16 protein-coding genes are annotated in these 17,725 nt (G+C 42.4%); 15 read left to right on the top strand and 1 reads right to left on the bottom strand.

The genetic code is table 11. From position 1 onward, the window contains the following. The first annotated feature begins 47 nt into the window (after positions 1-47). The 11 genes from IEV69_RS12315 (at position 48) to IEV69_RS12265 (ending at position 10,643) form a co-directional block, all read left to right on the top strand. Entirely contained in the window at positions 48-1,295 is a 1,248-nt protein-coding gene (locus IEV69_RS12315; protein WP_188442897.1) for a hypothetical protein, read from the top strand. Between the two features lie 75 nt (positions 1,296-1,370). Continuing rightward, entirely contained in the window at positions 1,371-1,802 is a 432-nt protein-coding gene (locus tag IEV69_RS12310; RefSeq protein ID WP_188442896.1) for a lipocalin-like domain-containing protein, read from the top strand. 36 nt (positions 1,803-1,838) lie between these two features. Further along, complete coding sequence (locus IEV69_RS12305) at positions 1,839-2,375, top strand: DUF6252 domain-containing protein (protein WP_188442895.1); 537 nt, start codon at positions 1,839-1,841, stop codon at positions 2,373-2,375. 50 nt (positions 2,376-2,425) lie between these two features. Then, positions 2,426-4,183 carry an outer membrane protein assembly factor BamB family protein gene (locus IEV69_RS12300; protein WP_188442894.1) on the top strand — a complete coding sequence of 586 codons (1,758 nt, stop codon included), beginning with the start codon at positions 2,426-2,428 and terminating at the stop codon, positions 4,181-4,183. Positions 4,184-5,103: 920 nt separating this feature from the next. Next, positions 5,104-6,681, top strand: a complete 1,578-nt coding sequence (locus IEV69_RS12295; RefSeq protein ID WP_188442893.1) for a T9SS type A sorting domain-containing protein — start codon at positions 5,104-5,106, stop codon at positions 6,679-6,681. Positions 6,682-6,852: 171 nt separating this feature from the next. Next, positions 6,853-7,233 (top strand): DUF2750 domain-containing protein, encoded by a 381-nt coding sequence (locus IEV69_RS12290; protein ID WP_188442891.1) that lies wholly within the window; start codon positions 6,853-6,855, stop codon positions 7,231-7,233. A gap of 196 nt (positions 7,234-7,429) precedes the next feature. After that, positions 7,430-7,780, top strand: a complete 351-nt coding sequence (locus tag IEV69_RS12285; protein WP_188442889.1) for a hypothetical protein — start codon at positions 7,430-7,432, stop codon at positions 7,778-7,780. Positions 7,781-8,024: 244 nt separating this feature from the next. Continuing rightward, positions 8,025-8,837, top strand: a complete 813-nt coding sequence (locus IEV69_RS12280) for a hypothetical protein (RefSeq protein WP_188442887.1) — start codon at positions 8,025-8,027, stop codon at positions 8,835-8,837. A 228-nt stretch (positions 8,838-9,065) separates the two neighbouring features. Next, positions 9,066-9,470, top strand: coding sequence for an ankyrin repeat domain-containing protein (locus IEV69_RS12275; protein ID WP_188442885.1), 405 nt, complete (start codon positions 9,066-9,068; stop codon positions 9,468-9,470). 99 nt (positions 9,471-9,569) lie between these two features. Further along, positions 9,570-9,914, top strand: coding sequence for an Ig-like domain-containing protein (locus IEV69_RS12270; protein ID WP_188442884.1), 345 nt, complete (start codon positions 9,570-9,572; stop codon positions 9,912-9,914). A 114-nt stretch (positions 9,915-10,028) separates the two neighbouring features. Beyond that, a complete protein-coding gene (locus IEV69_RS12265) occupies positions 10,029-10,643 on the top strand; it encodes a class I SAM-dependent methyltransferase (protein ID WP_188442882.1) in 615 nt (204 codons plus the stop codon). A 107-nt stretch (positions 10,644-10,750) separates the two neighbouring features. Here IEV69_RS12265 and IEV69_RS12260 read toward each other — a convergent pair whose 3' ends face one another. Then, complete coding sequence (locus tag IEV69_RS12260; protein ID WP_188442880.1) at positions 10,751-13,024, bottom strand: two-component regulator propeller domain-containing protein; 2,274 nt, start codon at positions 13,022-13,024, stop codon at positions 10,751-10,753. Between the two features lie 315 nt (positions 13,025-13,339). Here IEV69_RS12260 and IEV69_RS12255 point away from each other — a divergent pair, with 315 nt between their 5' ends. The 4 genes from IEV69_RS12255 (at position 13,340) to IEV69_RS12240 (ending at position 17,543) form a co-directional block, all read left to right on the top strand. Further along, complete coding sequence (locus tag IEV69_RS12255) at positions 13,340-13,714, top strand: cupin domain-containing protein (protein WP_188442878.1); 375 nt, start codon at positions 13,340-13,342, stop codon at positions 13,712-13,714. A gap of 92 nt (positions 13,715-13,806) precedes the next feature. Then, the gene (locus IEV69_RS12250; protein ID WP_188442876.1) at positions 13,807-14,037 is read left to right on the top strand and encodes a putative signal transducing protein; all 231 of its coding nucleotides are present in this window, start codon (positions 13,807-13,809) and stop codon (positions 14,035-14,037) included. 201 nt (positions 14,038-14,238) lie between these two features. Further along, positions 14,239-16,080, top strand: a complete 1,842-nt coding sequence (locus tag IEV69_RS12245; RefSeq protein ID WP_188442874.1) for a PLP-dependent aminotransferase family protein — start codon at positions 14,239-14,241, stop codon at positions 16,078-16,080. Between the two features lie 131 nt (positions 16,081-16,211). Beyond that, positions 16,212-17,543: a M28 family metallopeptidase gene (locus IEV69_RS12240; RefSeq protein ID WP_188442872.1), complete on the top strand. Its 1,332-nt coding sequence runs from the start codon at positions 16,212-16,214 to the stop codon at positions 17,541-17,543. Positions 17,544-17,725 lie beyond the last annotated feature (182 nt).

Below are 17,725 nucleotides of genomic sequence, written 5' to 3'. Positions count from 1 at the left end.
GGGTATGAATAAGAAAGTTAATTCTAAAAACTAAAATACAGTACACTATGAAAAATTATTTTAAATCAGCACACTTAGTAATGATGTTCCTTTGCGGCACCCTGGTATTCACTTCCTGTTCTACAGACGACGGTATCTCAGATCCGGTTGATGTCATCCTCCCTCCCATTGCGCTGGACTGTGACTATTTCTCAGAAGACCGCGTGCTGGAGAACGACCCCCAACGCCCTGTAGATTATGTCATCAGCTGCTATGCAAACGTTGAAGGCAGCCTCAGCATAGAAGCGGGTGTGGTCATTGCTTTTGAAAACCACGCCGGTTTGCGGGTGGCTTCAGAAAACAAACTCTTTGATGTGAGAGGAACTGCTACAGAGCCGGTCATCTTTACAGGCACGGCACAACAAAACGGTTTCTGGAGAGGCCTGTATTTCACCGAAGCTCATAACCTCAACAACACGATAGAACACGCCATTATTGAGTATGCCGGTTCACAGCCTTTTACCGAAATGTCGCCTGTTTATGAAGGCAGTCTGGCAATAAGGGGTGTTTCAGGTACCCCGCCACAGGCACTTACACTCAATCATGTTGAAATCAGCAAAGGAGGAAGTTTTGGTCTTGACTTCCACAGAATAGAAACCAATGCCACAGTAGCAACGTCCAATCTTATCATTACTGAAAACAATGGCGTGCCGGCAAAGGTCACCCCCAGCATGACCCATATATTTAACAACACCTCTACTTACAGCGGGAATGCTTCAGATTTTTTGAACATTGTGTCTGATCATTATGAAATAGAAGCCCCCCGCACCTGGCAGAACCTTGATGTACCCTATCTGGTGGACCGTCGTGTACATATCAGGCATGGTGGCCACCTCACCATTGAGGCAGGCAGCGAACTCTATTTTGAGCCTGAGGCCTATCTGCAACCTTATGACGGCTCTACAGACGGCGGCAATGAACTCAGCCTGAAGATACTGGGCACGGCAGCCAATCCCGTATTGCTCACGGCAGCCAATGGTACTAACTGGGGCGGTCTCTTTTTTGGGTTTACCCAGCAAAACAATGTGATCTCCCATGCCATTATTGAAAACGCCAAAGGAGACTTTCCTGTAGGGAATCATACAAATACCGGTGCCATCTATATGCATGCCACTCCGGTGCTGAGTGTTGACAATACCATTTTCAGGGACATACCCAACTGTGTATTTTATGACTACAGCACCAGCCCTTTTGAAAACCTCTCTACCTCAAACCTCGTGTTTGAAAATGTAGGCGAAGTTTTATGTGAAGCCTAACAGACACTAAGAAGGCCGAATGTCCCGCACGTGGGATGTTCGGTTTATTTTTAAGCACTAAAAACACAAAACACGATGAAAAATAACAACTTTAAAACCACCTTCCTTTTTATAACGGCGCTGTTGCTGTGGAGCCACGCTGCCACGTCACAAACCATTGATGAGGCCATGCTCACCGGTGCCTGGGAACTGGAAGGAAACATCATGGGTGATGATGGTGAAGGCTGGGTCATGCCCCACAAACATTCCGCGCCTGATTGCGGTAAAGACCACACCTTTTTTGCCGAAGACCATACCGCAAAAGAAGTGAAATATACCGCAAACTGTGCGCCTTCAGAAAACACCTTTACATGGCAACTCGACGGCGATACCCTTACACTGACCAAAGGTGAGCGCAGCATACAATGGCACGTCCTGAGCCTGAAAGACGACACCCTCAAAGTGGGTGTGCAACTCAGACCCGATTCTGATCACAGACTCTATGTAGTCTATAAAAAAAGAACCTAATCAATACAAATCAAACAATAATTAAAAATGACACTTATGAAAAATCCGGTATTCTATCTTATTTTGACACTCCTTTTTACGTTCACCGCCTGTAGTGGTGATGACGATAACGGCAGCAATGGTGACGACCCCAATGTGGGCGCAAACGAAATTACTTTTGACATCTCAGGTGCTGTTGAAGGCAACAAAAGCGGCTCCTCTTATGTGGTGATCGTTGAAGGCTACTCCTATATGATTTCAAACAATGACGGTACCTCAGGAAGCGACCAGACCTTTAGCCTGGCTTTCCATAAAAGTTTTGAGGACGAAAACCCCTCAGCAAACCCTGCACCGGGCACCTACCCCATTGGCAACTCTGTAGACGTGCTGGATGTAGACGGCTTTTGGGTGGTCTATACAGATACCCAAACCGACCAGGAATTTGGCGGTCAAAACGTCAACGGCACCCTGACCATCACCAGCACTAACAACAACCAGTTAAAAGGCACCTTTGAGTTTACAGCCGATGGCTTTCCCGGCACTGAAGGAACCATCACGGTCACCAACGGAAGCTTTTCTGCTGCTATTGACTAAAACCACTCCTTAAAATAACATGGAAACAAAACAACGCAAACAATAAACCTATGAAGCTACTAAAAACAATCTTTCTGTTCCTTTTGGTTGCCTGGCAGCCAACCGCTCAAGAAGCCGGGGACTCAGTGCAAATCGACCTTGGCTTTACGCCGGAATTCATTGACTTTTCACCGGACGACCACTTTATGGTTGCAGAAAACGATCAACGTTTTCAGGTATGGAACATCCGGTCTAACACCAAAATACTGGAAGGCAAGCATACCTTTAAATTGGGGCGTTTTATCAACAGCCTGGCGGTGTCAACAGGAAGCGGTTACTTTCTCTTTGGTAATGAAGAGGTATTTATGACCATAGATTACCAGCACAACGGCACGCAAATAAAGGCGTTCAACCTGGAGGATGGCAACCTGCTTTGGGAAACAGACCAATTGGATATGGCCATTTCAACCGCCGAAACCATCTTGACGGCACACGGTGCAGGCAATGTCGAGGTCGTTGGGCGCCCGATGAACGTGAGGCACAACTCAAATAATTTCTTTACCCGTGATAAATTTCTCGACAGGCTCATCAATTACCTCCCCCAGCTGAATGCCATTGCCATAAACGGTAAGAATGGATTGCAATTGGTGGATTTAAAAACCGGGGAAACCCGTTGGACACAAAGTGAGGTGACCGGAGGAATTGGCGAACTCTTGTTTGACGCAAAATCTAAGCGTATTATGGCGATAAAAGTCCCTAATTCTGAAGGCGCCATCGATCAGCTTACATCAAAACCGGAAGTACAGGCACTCGATGCTACCACCGGCAAGCTGTTGTGGAGTGTGGAATACACCGGAACATTTGAGCCGGGTTATGCTTCGATGGTGGGCAATACCCTGGTGTTGCCTTACTTAGAGCTGACCTTCATTGATGTGGTAAACGGTACCGAACGTAACGGCGATATCAAAAGCCGTTTGGAAGGTACCCGAAAGGCTTCCAAGGTGATCGGGGGCATAATGGCGATAGACCGCGCGATACACGGTAGTGACGAATCGGCCGCCAATAACAAATACAACAGGCTTGTGCCTCGCGAACTCCATTTTGACAGCGATGGAAAGCTCTGTTATTTTACGGCATTCAATGAAGAAGGAAAACTCGACGGAGGCTTTAAAAAAGGCTATCTTAAAATAGATATCCACAAGGATAAGGTAGAAACTGAAAAGTACAACATCCTCGGCAACCAATGGACGGTTATGCAGGATGCGATGGCAGACGGTCTTTTCTATGTGAAGGCCTCGGGCAACCTGAACCGCACCCAGATTACAGCCTTGGATGCCGGTACCGGAGAAGTGGTTTTTGAAACAGACAAAGCCTCCAACAGCGCCGATATCGCAAAATCATTCAACCCGTTTATGGTATCCAACGGGCGTATAGTGGACATTGTATCCAAGGGCATTTACATACACGACGCTAAGACCGGCAAGGAGCTGTCTTATACCCGCTCCAAGGACCTGGGCGTGGGAAAGGTAAAATACAGCCGGTTGTATGCCAATGGCATCATACTCTTTGGAACAAAAGGCTTAGGCATACTGGATTTTGAGGGGAACCTCATCGCCGGTGTAGATGCTAAAAACATACGAGATTTTGCCGCAACCCGGGATGAAGTATGGGTATTGGAAAAGAAAACGTTTACGCGTGTAGACGCGAAAGCAGGCGATGTGTTGGAAAGCAGTGAATTGAAAAAGAGTGAGCACGTCTTTTTCAGTCCGTCAGGAAAAACGCTCGCCAAGTTCAATGCATCAGACAAGCAGCTGGCAATCATACGTTAACGGGCACATTATCAGACTACCGATACCCCTCAAATAAAAAGGATGATTTGAATTTTCAGCCGGGGGCATGGGTGAACCAACAGGCACCCTCAGGGTTTCAAACGGCCCCTTTTCAGCCACTAATGATCAGGGCCGTTCCTTACCCACACCCTGGTCCCAAACACAAAGGCAGCAGGCCTCAGCAGTGTCAAGCTGAGGCTTGGTGCCTTTTTTTTAATTGATTTAGGATGACACAGTTAATTGAACACTCCCATTTAATCCACATTGAATCCCTATGTAAAGACTACCTAACCCAACACAAATACATCCTTGCAAACCGGGGTGGCAAATTCCAAAACAACAAGCTCCACACGAGGCCACCGGCCGAACTGAGCGTTAGCTAAATCCCAAAGAAACCATTCAACGCAAAACCTTGGAACCCCGCAAACCCGTAGTCCCGACAACCCGCAAACCAACCTTCCGCCTTGCTCCGCCAAAAGGCGGATTCAGGGCGCCTACGCTATCCACCTTCTCCGCCTCAGGCGGATTCGGAGGATAAAAAGCTTCTGCGACAGCGTGCGACGAAGCGTTAGGCAAACCCGAACACCCGCACACACGCTAACTCGAACCCCCGCAAACCCGCAAACCCGCAAACCCGACATTACATGCAGATAAGCACATAGATAGCCCGTTGACAGCCCATAATTTACACGTAAATACAGGCCTTAACGTGTTATCAATATATTATTGTGAAACAAAAGGGCTGTTTTAAGAGCGTATTGGTATACGGGATGTTATGGTCGATGGGGGAGTTTGCAATGGGCAATAACAAGATGGTTAAGATGAACAAAAAGTGCTATTATTCCACTACTATGAGCGATAAAATAGTATCTTAGTGTTTATATAACGAGTTGTAAACAATGGCCCTAAATTAACTGTACATGAAAATAACTTTATTTTTTTTATTTGCGCTTAGTTTGAATTTCACCATTCAAGCTCAACCAGATCTTATTTGGTCAAATGAAGTCATTACTGACTTTAATTATGGTTATTCTCCTAGGGATTATCCAAAAGTTCAGGTGCAAAATAATATCATCAAGGCATTCGGTTTATCTGACACAAACAACGACAACAAATTGCAGCAGGTAGAATATAACATGGAGGGGGAGTTAATAAACAGTAAATTTTACGGAATTGACCCGACGAGAAATGACCGAGTATATGGTTATAAAATTGACAACTCAAATAATTTATACTTAATCAAATACATTGTAGAAGCCAATGATTACATAACAACTTCCATTCAAAAATATGATAATGATGCAAATTTGATTTGGGAAGATGAAATTGAAGGCATAGGTGAGTTTTCATATTGGGTGGATAGTATAGAATTACTAAATAACGACCAAGTTTTTATATCTATCGATAAGGAAGATATTTCAACACAAGCAAGAAGTCAAGTAGTTGTTTCCTATGATTCTGATGGGACATATTTGTGGGAGATAGACATACCCGAGATTGAATTTTACACATCAAACATTAAGGCATACGATGATAATGTTATTGTATTTGGCTTCAATAATTATCCGTTTCATTCAATGATTACTATTGAGCCTGATGGAACCAAAACTGTAACTAGTGATATTGAGTTTATCCGGGGCTTGCATGATATTTTCGTTGACGAAGATTTGGCAATTTTCGCAACTCATGGTTCACTTTATTGGCTAACCAAACTAAATGGTTCGGGCCAAGTTATCTGGTCAACTTTATATGATGATTTGGAGCTTGGAATGGGGTTAGAAAGAATCAATGCTTTTATTATGGATAATGAAGGTAATGTTTATGTGACAGGGCATTTTCCAGGGGGCGATACTGGTGACCCAAACGACATTTATTTAGATTTTCTTACACTAAAAATTAATAGCGATGGAGAAATACTCTGGGAACATAGGTACCATCGGAGCGTCGACAGTGGCGAGCAAGCTTATGACCTAGTGTTGAAAAATGGCTTTATTTATGTTTGTGGTGAAACAAGTAATGATGGTATTGGGACTCATCACGATTTTGCCATTGTTAAAATTGACGCAACAAGTGGAGAAGGAATTGCTCATTACAGATTTGACAATGATGGAATGGAAGACTGTTTATATTCCATGCAGGTTTTGGATAATAATGAGATCATAGTAACAGGGTATACATCCGAGGAGATGTATGCACCCGTTAATTTAGTCACTCAAAAACTATCAGGTGTTAATGGGTCACTATCCATTACAGAGGCAGCGAAAAGCACTGTTTCTATATATCCAAATCCAACAACTACCACAGAATTATTAACAATTCAGAATAATCGATTCAGTAACTATTCCATAGTTACAATTAATGGACTTGAAGTTAAAAATGGAGTGTTGAATATTGGAGGCAGTTCAAAAATTTTACTGGATCATTTATCAGCAGGATTTTATTTTTTGGTTTTAAAGAATGAGACCGAGACTGTGACCAAAAAAATTATACTTCAATAATCAATATAACATGCCACAGTTTACAACAACGCATAACTTGCAACACGGCTAAATCTTTAGCCTCATACTCTTAGGGAAAACCATAAAATCACTAACCGAAAAATAAGTAACTTTAAACCTTGTCGCACGTTATGCGAAACCGTTACCCTTAATTTGAAAACATATATTTGTATGAATATTAAACAATTAGAAAGCGTATTCAAACTTGAATCAAAATTGCGATACGGATATCTGATAAGAAAAATTGCCGATTTTGAGCAAGTATTTCTAATCGCAGACAAAGATGGAAATTATGTTACGTGCGGAGCTGACAACGAAATGATTATACCAATCTGGCCGGAATTGGTATTCGCCCAAGAATTAATAAAAATAGAATGGAAAAATTGTATTGTTAAAATGGTCGAACTAAAAGTATTTATGAAATGGATGGATAAATTGGAAGCGGAAAACTATTTTATTGGCGGATTTCCAAATCAAAAGCTGAATTCAATTGTTGTGAAACCAATTGAAATTAAAAATCATCTGATATTCGAATGTGAACAATACGAATAAATGACGTGAGAAATTAAAAAGGGAAAGACACAACTGAAAAAAGAAAAACAAAGGGTAACACCGAATCTATGACTAGGTCTGAGCTTCAATCCACGCCACAGCTCATAAACACATAATTTTGTGAATAATGTTCAGAAAATGATTTAAAAAACAAGCGTTAAGGTAAAAACCTCGGCGACCACTAAATTATTGTAATATGAAAAAAGTAATTTATATATTTTTGGGAATAGTTTTAATAGCAATGTTTGTTTCAAATACATCTGAATCTGAATTTATAAATAAAATTGAAAATAGTAAAGACCCTTTTGCGGACTTTTATATGCAGAGACTTTATAAGAATGTAAAACCAATTTTAGAAAGCAAAGAATACTATTTTTCACCAGTATTTGATTTAATCTACACTAATCTCGGAATGCTCTCTATTGCCGATATAGAGTACGGCTGGATGGGAACTTTGAGAATAGACGGCAAATATTTAGATGAGTACGTGAACAAAGTTTCAAACGAGAGATATCTACTAATATTTGGTAAGGAATTTAAAATATAGTCTTGAATTTGTAAAGGAATAAACCCGCTCTCCGAAGTATACCCGCAGCACATAAATTTGCAACTTCGGAGCCACCCAAACAACCAACCAACCCCTTCGCAACCACGCACGTAAATAGTTTATGCCGTTATCTATACAGTGATGCCATTCCATAGCCCACGAATTAATTTGTGGGCTATGGGAGTTATGAACGATAAAAAACATAGTTTTGTTTGCTATACAAATGCAAGGCTTTTTAAATTATATGAACTATTTACTTACGTTTTTACTTGTGCTTTCTTTTTTCACTGCTGCTTCCCAAAACAATGTGGAAGATCTCTATGTAAAAAATAACATTGAAAAAGTTATCATCAAAGGGTTTGAATACAAAAAAGGTTCTCTGGTCAAACAGTCACATCTTGTTCATGAACTGGATAAACAGGGCAAAACAGTTTTGTTCACCTCTTATGACACAAAGGACTCATTGATTAGACAAACAACTCATACGTTCTCTGAGGATGGTATGACAGAATATAGAGAAAAGAAAGATAAAGATGGCCATTTACAGCATTCAGCTATTGTTGTTAGAAATAAAAAAGACCGCTCCTTTAGAAAAGTGCAATTGGACGCTAAAGGAGACACTTTGATTGAACAACTGTTGATCAGAAATCATAACATGAATGACAGTATTTTATATAGGGTTATTAAAGGTCAACGATACTTAACACACAAATGGGAAGTGGATGATGAAGGGAAACTTATTTCAAAAAAAAGATATCATGTAAGCGGAAGTTTATTGGAAAGCGATTCTTATACCTATATTAAAAAAGGGAATTGTATCATAACTGAAAACAAAAGAAAGGAAGTCATTGCCGAAATATGCACTGAAGGCAATAAGGAAATAAGCAAAATCCTTCAAGACAGAGAAGGCTATCGATCAGGCATTAAACTGGTTTATGAAAAAGGCGGGGAAAGTATTGAAACGAAATTAGCAAATGGCCTTATCGATAAGATTGAATATTTTTCTAAAAAAGGAAAGTTACTCGCCAGTATTCAATATACTTATCTAAGTAATTAATTAAATACAAGAGATTCGCCAACGCCCACTCTCCAAAGTATGCCTGCGGCACATCAATTTGCAACTTCAGAGCCACCAAGTAGTATAAAAATTACAATCCCTCCCGCCAGCTCCCTTTGGCTTTCCTAAAGATTAAAAAAAAGTTAAAACTATTGCACTACTGTAACCATTTGCATTTTGCTTCGTCTTTATAGTAATCAAATGTTTAATCTTTAAATTCATCATCAAATGCAAAAAACGATCACAGTAACTGTACTGGTGCTTGCGCTTTCCGTTGGTTCGCTCAAAGCACTCACATTAGAGACCTTCCCCCAGGCGTATGGGGAAACAACCCATCTTTTAGAGATGGGAGTTAAAGACAACCCACTTCACTTATCAGTAATTAAAGGCGATTTGGAAACCGTGCAAAAGTTAATCGAATATGGCGCAGACGTTAACGAAAAATGGAAAGGCAAGACCCCTGCCATTTTAGCTGCCCGTCATAATCAGGTAGAAATCCTGAAATACCTTATTGCTGAGGGAGCCAATCTCAAGTTGAGATGTGATAATGGCCATAACGCCGCGTATCACGCAAAACATTCCGGAGCAAAAGATACCGCACTCCTGATTGAGCAAACACTGGCAAAAAAATAGATCGTTCTCAACATGAGTGTCTTAAGTTTAAAAGCTGTGCAGTAACCCGCTGCACAGCTTTTTTTTGTTAACTTTATTGCTTAACAAAAAAACAGTCGTATGAGAAACGCATTTCTAATATTCTTCTTAACAATGTGTATGGTTTCCTGTTCCGGCGACGATATAGATGTAACTACAGAAAACATAAGCCTTTTGAATACTGAAACCTATGAATATGATTTAGGCGCATTTGGTGATGAGGATGGTGCCATCATTTCAAAACAGGCTGAGCACTACGAAATAAGCGAGTTAAATCAAAACGGAACGGTCGTTTACACCTATAAACCTGCAAATGGGTTTTCAGGGTCTGATCAAGTGAGGATTGAAATTATTACCGGCTCAGATGGTGCGAGTGCGGGAAGTGTTTCAAGTATCGTGGAAATCAAATTCACTGTCACCGAATAAAAACTGCTTCTATCAACGGCGACGCCTTTCTTCCGGTTTAAAGTCAAAAACATTGTGGGCAATGAAAAATAACGAATATTCAATCAACCCTTGATTCTAAACAAGCATCCAACTATGACTGAATTTTGGGAATCTGCCTTTAAAAGCAATGAAAGAATGTGGGGAGAGCAGCCTACTGACAATGCACGCAACGTACTTGAATTATTGCAAAAACAGCATATCAGTAGCGTATTAATTCCGGGGTTCGGCTATGGAAGAAATGCAAAGGTGTTTTACGATAAAGGATTTGAGGTTACCGGAATTGAAGTCTCTAAAACAGCTATTGAAAGAGCCCGGAAGCATTTTGGAAGTGATGTGACAATACACTATGGTTCTGTTACTGAGATGCCATTTGATAAAACCCAATACCCATCAATCTACTGTTATTCACTGATTCATCTTTTGAACAAAGCCGACAGAATAAAGCTGATTGACGACTGTTATTCCCAATTAAAACCGAATGGGATAATGATTTTTGTGGCTTTGTCTATAAACGATCGTCGATTTGGAGTGGGGGAAGAATTAGAAAAAAATACCTTCCATTCGCCACAAGGTCTCAACCTCTACTTCTATGATGAAGCATCCATTAAGGAAGAGTTTGGTCCATATAACATTGTAGAAGCGAACGAAATTAACGAACCTGAAGCACATCCAAATGAAAGACATTGGATGATTGTGTGTAAGAAATAACTGCTCCCGCTGCCGAGCGATTGTAACGCGAGAACACCCTACTAGATTGCTTCAGTCAAACCGCTCTCGCTTTAAACGGAGTCAAAGGTTGGCAAACTCTCATTTGATCAGCCCTTAATAAGTTTTATTGTTTTTTCCTGGCTGTGGGAGCTTATTTTACAAAAATAGATTCCCCTGGATTGCTGTGACAGGTTTAAGGGAAAACTGTTTTCTCCCATTGCAACTTCATCAAGTTGAAAGGTGTGTATGCTTCTTCCCAAAACATCAAATACCTCAACAGTCACCGGGTTTGCATCTTTGGAATTGAACACAATGGTGGTGGTTTCAGAAAAGGGATTGGGGTAATTTAAACCCTCCATTTGGCTGTTTAAAGTATAGTCACCTACTCCCAGGGTTCTTTCCAGGGTTCGATCAATACATTCAAATCCATCAACGCCATTGGGGTTATATATTGTAAAGCCTTCACTTTGGGTAAGGGCCCAAATATTTCCGAAAGAATCTACCGCTATATCTTCCACTTGCTTGTGGGCAAGCGGTGAGCTTTCATCCAAAAAGGTGGTAAAGGTGGTTCCGGTGCCATCAAAAAAGGAAATGCCTCCATAGTAGGGCCAATTAAATGTATTATGGGCACTTACATAAACAGTGTTGTTGGCGTCAAAATCAATTGCGGTTACATAGTTGGCAGCAATGTTACTGTTGCTTTCGTTCCAGTTGGTCCAGGTGGTGCCGTCATACTTCCACAAACCGGTTGTAGTACCCAGCCACATAGCATCGTTTGCATCAAAAGCGATATGGAGCACATGCTCGATGCCCTGGGGCGTCAAATCAATGGTGGTCCAGGTTTCGTTTTCATACACATCGATTCCCTGGTAGTGACCTACATACATGGCATTGCCCCGAGATCCCAAACTAATTGGAGAGCCGGAGAGTCCATTGGATATGTTCCAAACCGTCCATGTATCTGCAAGCTTATCATACATAATAGCATTGTTATCAGCCAGCGCGAACAACTTGCCGTCATCGGTAGCATTCAGTTCATCAATAAACTGAAGCCAGGGTGTTGAGTTTGTATTGTCATAAGTCGTCCAGGCAGCATAATCAGTATAATTCCCTTCCGGAATATGGATTATATACCCCGATGTACCGGCGTAAGAGAACCATATATCCCCATCAGCGTCTTCGGTAATCGAGGTTCCGATGGTAGTAGAATAAAGCGTCTGTGGATTGGGAAACAAACCTTCATTTTCTGGGCCATACACTTCCCAATTGGGGCAATCGAATACTTGAATACCGCCATTGCCATTGGCAAACCAACGGCGGCCCTGACTGTCAATAAAAATATCCTCGTTGAAGTTGTTGGGTAAGCCGGTGTTGTTGCCGGTATAGCGCAACCAACCCGTTCCATCGTTCCTCGCCACTACGCCATAGCCGGAGATCCAGTAAGTACCGTCATGGTCTATATAGGAATCAAACATGGTTAAACTCATATATTCAGAGGTCCAGGTAGTTCCGTCAAACAGTAATACCCGGGAACCGGCACCTTCAGCAATAATTACCTGATCTCCAAAAACGTCCAACGAGCGTCCTTGCACATTCGTGATTGGCCAGTCGGTCTCGTTGATTTGCGTCCAGGTACTTCCGTCAAAGATATCTACGGCATTGTCCACCAGGGCCCATACGTTGTTTTGATCGTCCACGGCCACTTCCCACACACTATCGTCAGAAAGACCACTATTGGCACTGGTATAATGTTGCCAGTCAGTCCCGTCAAATGAAATCAAACCGTTGTTGGAAGCCATCCACTTCACATCATTGTCATCCACCACAATATCCCTTAAAAGGGTGCCAGCAGGAAGGCCTGAATTTGAAAAAGTAAAATAGTTCCAGGTGGTTCCATCAAAAGAACCCAAACCCCCCAGAGTGGGGTCGCTATCGGTATGTATCGTCCAAACCGTATCTCCGGCTCCTATGGCAATCCCCTCAACATCAGTGCTTAAAAAAGGAGTGTTGCTGGCATCATAATGTGTCCATTCCAAACCATCTCCCGAAGTGGTGATCCCCGCCTCGGAGCCTACCCAAATAATACCCGTACTGTCGAAAGCTATGTCATAGATCATTCCATTGGGTAAATACTCCTCAGAATAGGTGGACCAATTGGTGTAAACGGTGTCTGTAGTAGCAATACGCACCAAACTGCCTTCATCGGAAGATTCGTAACCCCCGGTCCATATGTTTCCAAAAGCATCCCCCTGAACCACATAATGGAGTGCGCCCCCTATCCCTGTATTTTCCTTACGGATGTAGGACCAATTGGGGTCTTGTGCAAGGAGTTGGGTAGTGAAGAAAACCAATAATAAATTGAGAAGTAATTTTGTTTTCATGATCTTTGTTTTTAAAAGAACAAATAAGTTTTAAAATACCCTACTTAAAGGTATGAATTATTTAGGTAATAAGGGGTTGATTTTAAACTTATTACGAAGAGAGAATGTATATTAAGCGTAAAGTATGCCAGCAATGGCCCCCCGTTAATTGATAGGATGGCCTTCCTTAAAATGGCATTCATTGAGTTTTTTAATTATCTTAGTCCTTAAACCCTGCCGGCGGCCAGGCAGGCACACAATGCCTCTGTTACACAAAAAAGTTGGCACGGTGACCCCCAAAGAAAAAAACGAAATAACATTTAAAGTTTAAAGAATATGCAAGCACTCAATTCCATCAATATTATGCAGAAGTTTTCATTATTTGAAAAGCAATGGACCCCTCACATTATTGGAGAACTTAACGGACACTATGTGAAACTTTGTAAACTAAAAAATGACTTTGTTTGGCATAGCCATGAGAATGAAGACGAACTTTTTATGGTCTTCAAAGGCACACTCTTGATGGACTTTCGGGATGGCAGAACTGTTGAAGTCAAGGAAGGAGAAATTCTAATAGTCCCTAAAGGTGTAGAACACAGACCGCATACAAATGGAGAAATTGTGTTTAACCTTCTTTTTGAACCCAAAGCAACATCCCATACAGGTACTGTGGAAAGTGAAATGACGGTGAAAGAATTAGGCTGGATTTAAACAAAGAATAATAACGACCCGTGAAGGGTGGTCAGTGAAGATACTGATCGGTTTTAAATCTTAAAGAACAAACTATTTAAATCTAAAAAGATATGAGTGAACATGTGAGAGTTTTGACGGATAGTGCGATAGTGATCAATCGAATTGTACAGCTTTTAGATGAAGAAAAAATACCATCAATCATCAAAGACAATGTCGAATCAGCAAGACTCGCAGGTTTCGGAATTCCTTCAAACGATGTTGATCTGTATGTAGATACATCTGATGTTAACAGCGCAGAAATGATTATAAAATCCTTTATAAAAAAAGATGGTCAACAATAAAAAGGTGTTTTACAACAATCTATAAAAACAACCCAAACGTTCCTCCCCGATTGTTTTCCGGGCAAATTAAGACAGGCGTTGCATGGCACATAGAATGAACCACTTCCATAGCCGGCCTGTTACATAACAACAAAACCCGGCTTACAATTCTTAAATCACCCGAATTCATTTATCTTTACGGCCCATTCAAAAGTAAAGACTATGAAAGAGAACAACGTCCTGAAGTATATTGAAGAAGTCCTTGAAAATATGCCAACTGACTGGTTACAACTCACAACCCATCGGCTGGATATTTATAATGAACAATTGGCTAAAACTGAATTCTTAGAAGCGTTTGAGAACTTAGCTGCAGCCAAGATTGCTGATACTTCAGCCCTCAGTGCCTTACCCACTGCTTATGATTATATTCGGTTAGGGCATCCCTTATCTTCAATACTGGAGTGGGCCATCGCTCACTTGAATGCAATAAAACCAACCAATGTAATCAGTTTTTCATCACGGTCGACTCCTGTGTTAGCCGTTTTGAGAAAAAACTTATTGGACAAGAAGAATACCCTGATCTGTTATACCGGGGCATTGCCGGCGTTTTTTGATGCGGAAGCACTCCGGCGTGTATATGGGTATCATTTTGAATTAAAGCAGGTGGAGAAAGCAGAAGATGTTCCTGAGTTTCATGGCAGTACCGTTTTCTATTCACAAGAGGTTGAAATAGGTTCTGTAAACCTCCTTCCCACTATTGACTTTTATATCAGTGTTCACCCACACCTGGGAAGTATACTATTGGTAAACGGAGCAAAGAATGCAGGGTACATTTCAGAAATACAGCACGTGCGAAGAAGGGAAACCATCGCCATGACACCTGCCGATTGTTTGACGGCCTTGCAACAGCTAACAGGAAGGGCTTCTGATACTGAGATCAGTAATGTTGAAGCTGACAAAACAAGTGTAATAGCATCCATTCAAGAGATTACGGGTACAAAAACAAAAGCGCTGCTGGCTTCCAGCGGACTCTCTATTCAATATGCCATTATGATGGGGCTCATTGATGATGCCCTGGAAAAACATCCAGGAAAGGCCATCAAGTTTATTGTTCCCCCCAATTGCTATGGCGGCACCAATGATCAGGCGCGGCGGGTGGCAGCTTGCGTTAAAAATGTGGAAGTGTTGGATTTACCTGTTGATGGTGACAATGATATGGTGCAAAGTATTGATCTCGTATTAGATAAAGTTGCCAACGAAGATGCGGTCCCATACATCATTGCTGAAATCCCCACAAACCCAAGGGTCGAAGTTCCGAATCTTAAAAAACTAAGAGACGTTTTAAGTAAAGTGCGGACAACGGCAAGTGGTGAAACGGCGATCGATCCGGTGTTTATTTTAGACCAAACCTTTTGTCCCAATGTACAATTTGTGGCGAATGATGGCATCCTTGCCGGGATCAGGACCCTATCCTATGTGAGTGGCTCGAAATTCCCGAGTGGAGGGAAATGTACGGCCGGTTACTGTGTCGCCAATGATACCGCTGAAGCATTGCTGGATACCATCGAAAAGCACCTCATACTTTGCGATAATGAAGCTACCAATCTTCAGGTTAAAATACTGGCAGCACAACTGCCTTCCATGAATCAACGAATAAAAGAGGCGTATAAGAATACGCGTGCGTTTGTAAACTTTATCAAAGAGACCTTACCGGAAGCAAAGATCAATTTTGTCTCAGAAGAACTGGCTGAAGAAGGGTTTACCCCTTCTGTGTTCTCCTTAGACCTGCCCACGAAAGGGAATACGCCCGAAGAAAGAGAATCTTATAAACGAGCATTAAACCATACACTGATTGATATGATGATCAGTGAAATCCCTAATGAGAGTAAGTACTGTGTGAGCTATGGGCAGTTAAAAGGATGTTATTGGACGATCCCGGCAACCTCTACGCAGGGCACAACCAAAGAAGACGACAAAGATTATATCGCGCGGGTATCCCTTTCTCCGAATATGGACCTGGAACGGCATAAAAAGGTGTTTTTGGATTTTGTTGAAACAATGTGATACCTTGCTTTCACGCGATTGCTTGGTAAACAACTTTTTAAACTATAAAAGATTCTGTATTGAGTGACCAACCTTTATAAGGGTTTATAAACTATAAAGACAGTTTTCCTTATCTTTATAAAAAAAACAATATGACAAAATATGCTACCCTCTTGCTGCTGGGCGTCCTCACGATGACACAAGCCCAGACAGACCCCCGTATGTATGACATTGCAGAGGCCGTTTCCGCCGAACGGCTGGAAAAGGACGTTACTATTTTAGCTAATTTTGGTACACGCCACACCTTGAGTGACACGGTTTCAGACACTCGTGGCATTGGTGCGGCACGCCGCTGGGTCAAACAGGAGTTTGAGAGTATCTCCCGTGATTGCAACAACTGCCTGGAGGTCTTCTATCAAAAAGACCTTGTCAAAGAAGGCGCCAATGCCCGCATTCCTTTTGATGTGTGGGTGGTGAATGTGGTGGCTGTGCAACGCGGCACCAAATACCCCAACCGGTTTGTGATTATGAGTGGGGATATTGATTCGCGTGCCAGTGAAGCAAACAACTACACCATTGATGCTCCGGGGGCCAATGACAATGCCACCGGTATTGCGGGAGCATTGGAGGCTGCCAGGGTATTGTCTAACTACACTTTTGAAAGTAGTATTATCTATACCGGACTTTCCGGTGAGGAACAGGGACTCTTTGGCGGTGCCGGACTCGCGGCCTATGCCAAGGAACAAGGATGGGAGATCATCGGGGTACTCAACAACGATATGATTGGCAACATCACCGGTGTTAACGGGGTCATCAGCAACCGCGATTTCCGTATCTTTTCAGAACCCGTACCACCCACAGAAACCGAAAGGGAACGCACTATGAGACGCTTTTATGGTGGTGAAGTGGATGGTATTTCGCGTCAGCTGGCGCGCTATGTCCACAAAACCACCCAAACCTATATGCCTGAGATGAACCCCATGCTGATTTATCGTTTAGACCGCTTTGGACGCGGGGGGCATCACCGTCCCTTTAACGATGCCGGCTTTGCGGGCATCCGCATCATGGAAGCCCACGAAAACTACACCCAGCAACATCAGGACATCCGTGTGGAAGATGGGATTGCCTATGGCGATGTGCTGGAACACGTCAACTTTGACTATGCCGCCAAACTCACAGCCGTGAATGCCATTAGCATGGCAGCCCTGGCGTGGGCACCCCCGGCACCTGAGAATGTACAGATAGGCGGAATCGTAGAGCCATCAGCCAAACTAAAGTGGGACAAAGTGCCCGGCGCTGTGGGGTATAAAATCTACTGGCGCGATACCACCTCCCCCACCTGGGATTACAGCCGCGCTGTGGGCGATGTGAGTGAACACACCCTGGAAGGCATTGTGATTGACAATTCCTTTTTTGGCGTTGCCGCCGTTGGGAAAGACGGACACGAGAGTGTAGTGGTATTTCCGGGGGGCGTGTTTCGATAGTCTTTAGACCGATGACGGGTTCTCTTTGCTGCTTTGCGGATACCTTTGTGGCCTTTGCGTGAAACCAGAATAAGAGTAAGCAGTGATCAGTAGCAGTGTTCAGTTTAAAAGCAAGAACTACTGACCACCGCTAAGCGCTATTACAAACCTTTATATTTCAAAAAACAATACTATTTTTGCAG

Source organism: Planktosalinus lacus, from assembly GCF_014640155.1.
Taxonomy (GTDB): domain Bacteria; phylum Bacteroidota; class Bacteroidia; order Flavobacteriales; family Flavobacteriaceae; genus Planktosalinus; species Planktosalinus lacus.
Note: the sequence above shows the minus strand (reverse complement) of the source record. Positions and strands in the feature narration are given on the sequence as shown.

What these genes read in the sequence shown, in the direction of transcription:
- IEV69_RS12245 (WP_188442874.1), top strand. Translation starts at nt 14,239, where the DNA reads ATGAAAGAGAACAACGTCCTGAAGTATATTGAAGAAGTCCTTGAAAAT.
- IEV69_RS12250 (WP_188442876.1), top strand. Translation starts at nt 13,807, where the DNA reads ATGAGTGAACATGTGAGAGTTTTGACGGATAGTGCGATAGTGATCAAT.
- IEV69_RS12285 (WP_188442889.1), top strand. Translation starts at nt 7,430, where the DNA reads ATGAAAAAAGTAATTTATATATTTTTGGGAATAGTTTTAATAGCAATG.
- IEV69_RS12290 (WP_188442891.1), top strand. Translation starts at nt 6,853, where the DNA reads ATGAATATTAAACAATTAGAAAGCGTATTCAAACTTGAATCAAAATTG.
- IEV69_RS12265 (WP_188442882.1), top strand. Translation starts at nt 10,029, where the DNA reads ATGACTGAATTTTGGGAATCTGCCTTTAAAAGCAATGAAAGAATGTGG.
- IEV69_RS12305 (WP_188442895.1), top strand. Translation starts at nt 1,839, where the DNA reads ATGAAAAATCCGGTATTCTATCTTATTTTGACACTCCTTTTTACGTTC.
- IEV69_RS12310 (WP_188442896.1), top strand. Translation starts at nt 1,371, where the DNA reads ATGAAAAATAACAACTTTAAAACCACCTTCCTTTTTATAACGGCGCTG.
- IEV69_RS12295 (WP_188442893.1), top strand. Translation starts at nt 5,104, where the DNA reads ATGAAAATAACTTTATTTTTTTTATTTGCGCTTAGTTTGAATTTCACC.
- IEV69_RS12255 (WP_188442878.1), top strand. Translation starts at nt 13,340, where the DNA reads ATGCAAGCACTCAATTCCATCAATATTATGCAGAAGTTTTCATTATTT.
- IEV69_RS12260 (WP_188442880.1), bottom strand. Translation starts at nt 13,024, where the DNA reads ATGAAAACAAAATTACTTCTCAATTTATTATTGGTTTTCTTCACTACC.
- IEV69_RS12275 (WP_188442885.1), top strand. Translation starts at nt 9,066, where the DNA reads ATGCAAAAAACGATCACAGTAACTGTACTGGTGCTTGCGCTTTCCGTT.
- IEV69_RS12300 (WP_188442894.1), top strand. Translation starts at nt 2,426, where the DNA reads ATGAAGCTACTAAAAACAATCTTTCTGTTCCTTTTGGTTGCCTGGCAG.
- IEV69_RS12270 (WP_188442884.1), top strand. Translation starts at nt 9,570, where the DNA reads ATGAGAAACGCATTTCTAATATTCTTCTTAACAATGTGTATGGTTTCC.
- IEV69_RS12280 (WP_188442887.1), top strand. Translation starts at nt 8,025, where the DNA reads ATGAACTATTTACTTACGTTTTTACTTGTGCTTTCTTTTTTCACTGCT.
- IEV69_RS12240 (WP_188442872.1), top strand. Translation starts at nt 16,212, where the DNA reads ATGACAAAATATGCTACCCTCTTGCTGCTGGGCGTCCTCACGATGACA.
- IEV69_RS12315 (WP_188442897.1), top strand. Translation starts at nt 48, where the DNA reads ATGAAAAATTATTTTAAATCAGCACACTTAGTAATGATGTTCCTTTGC.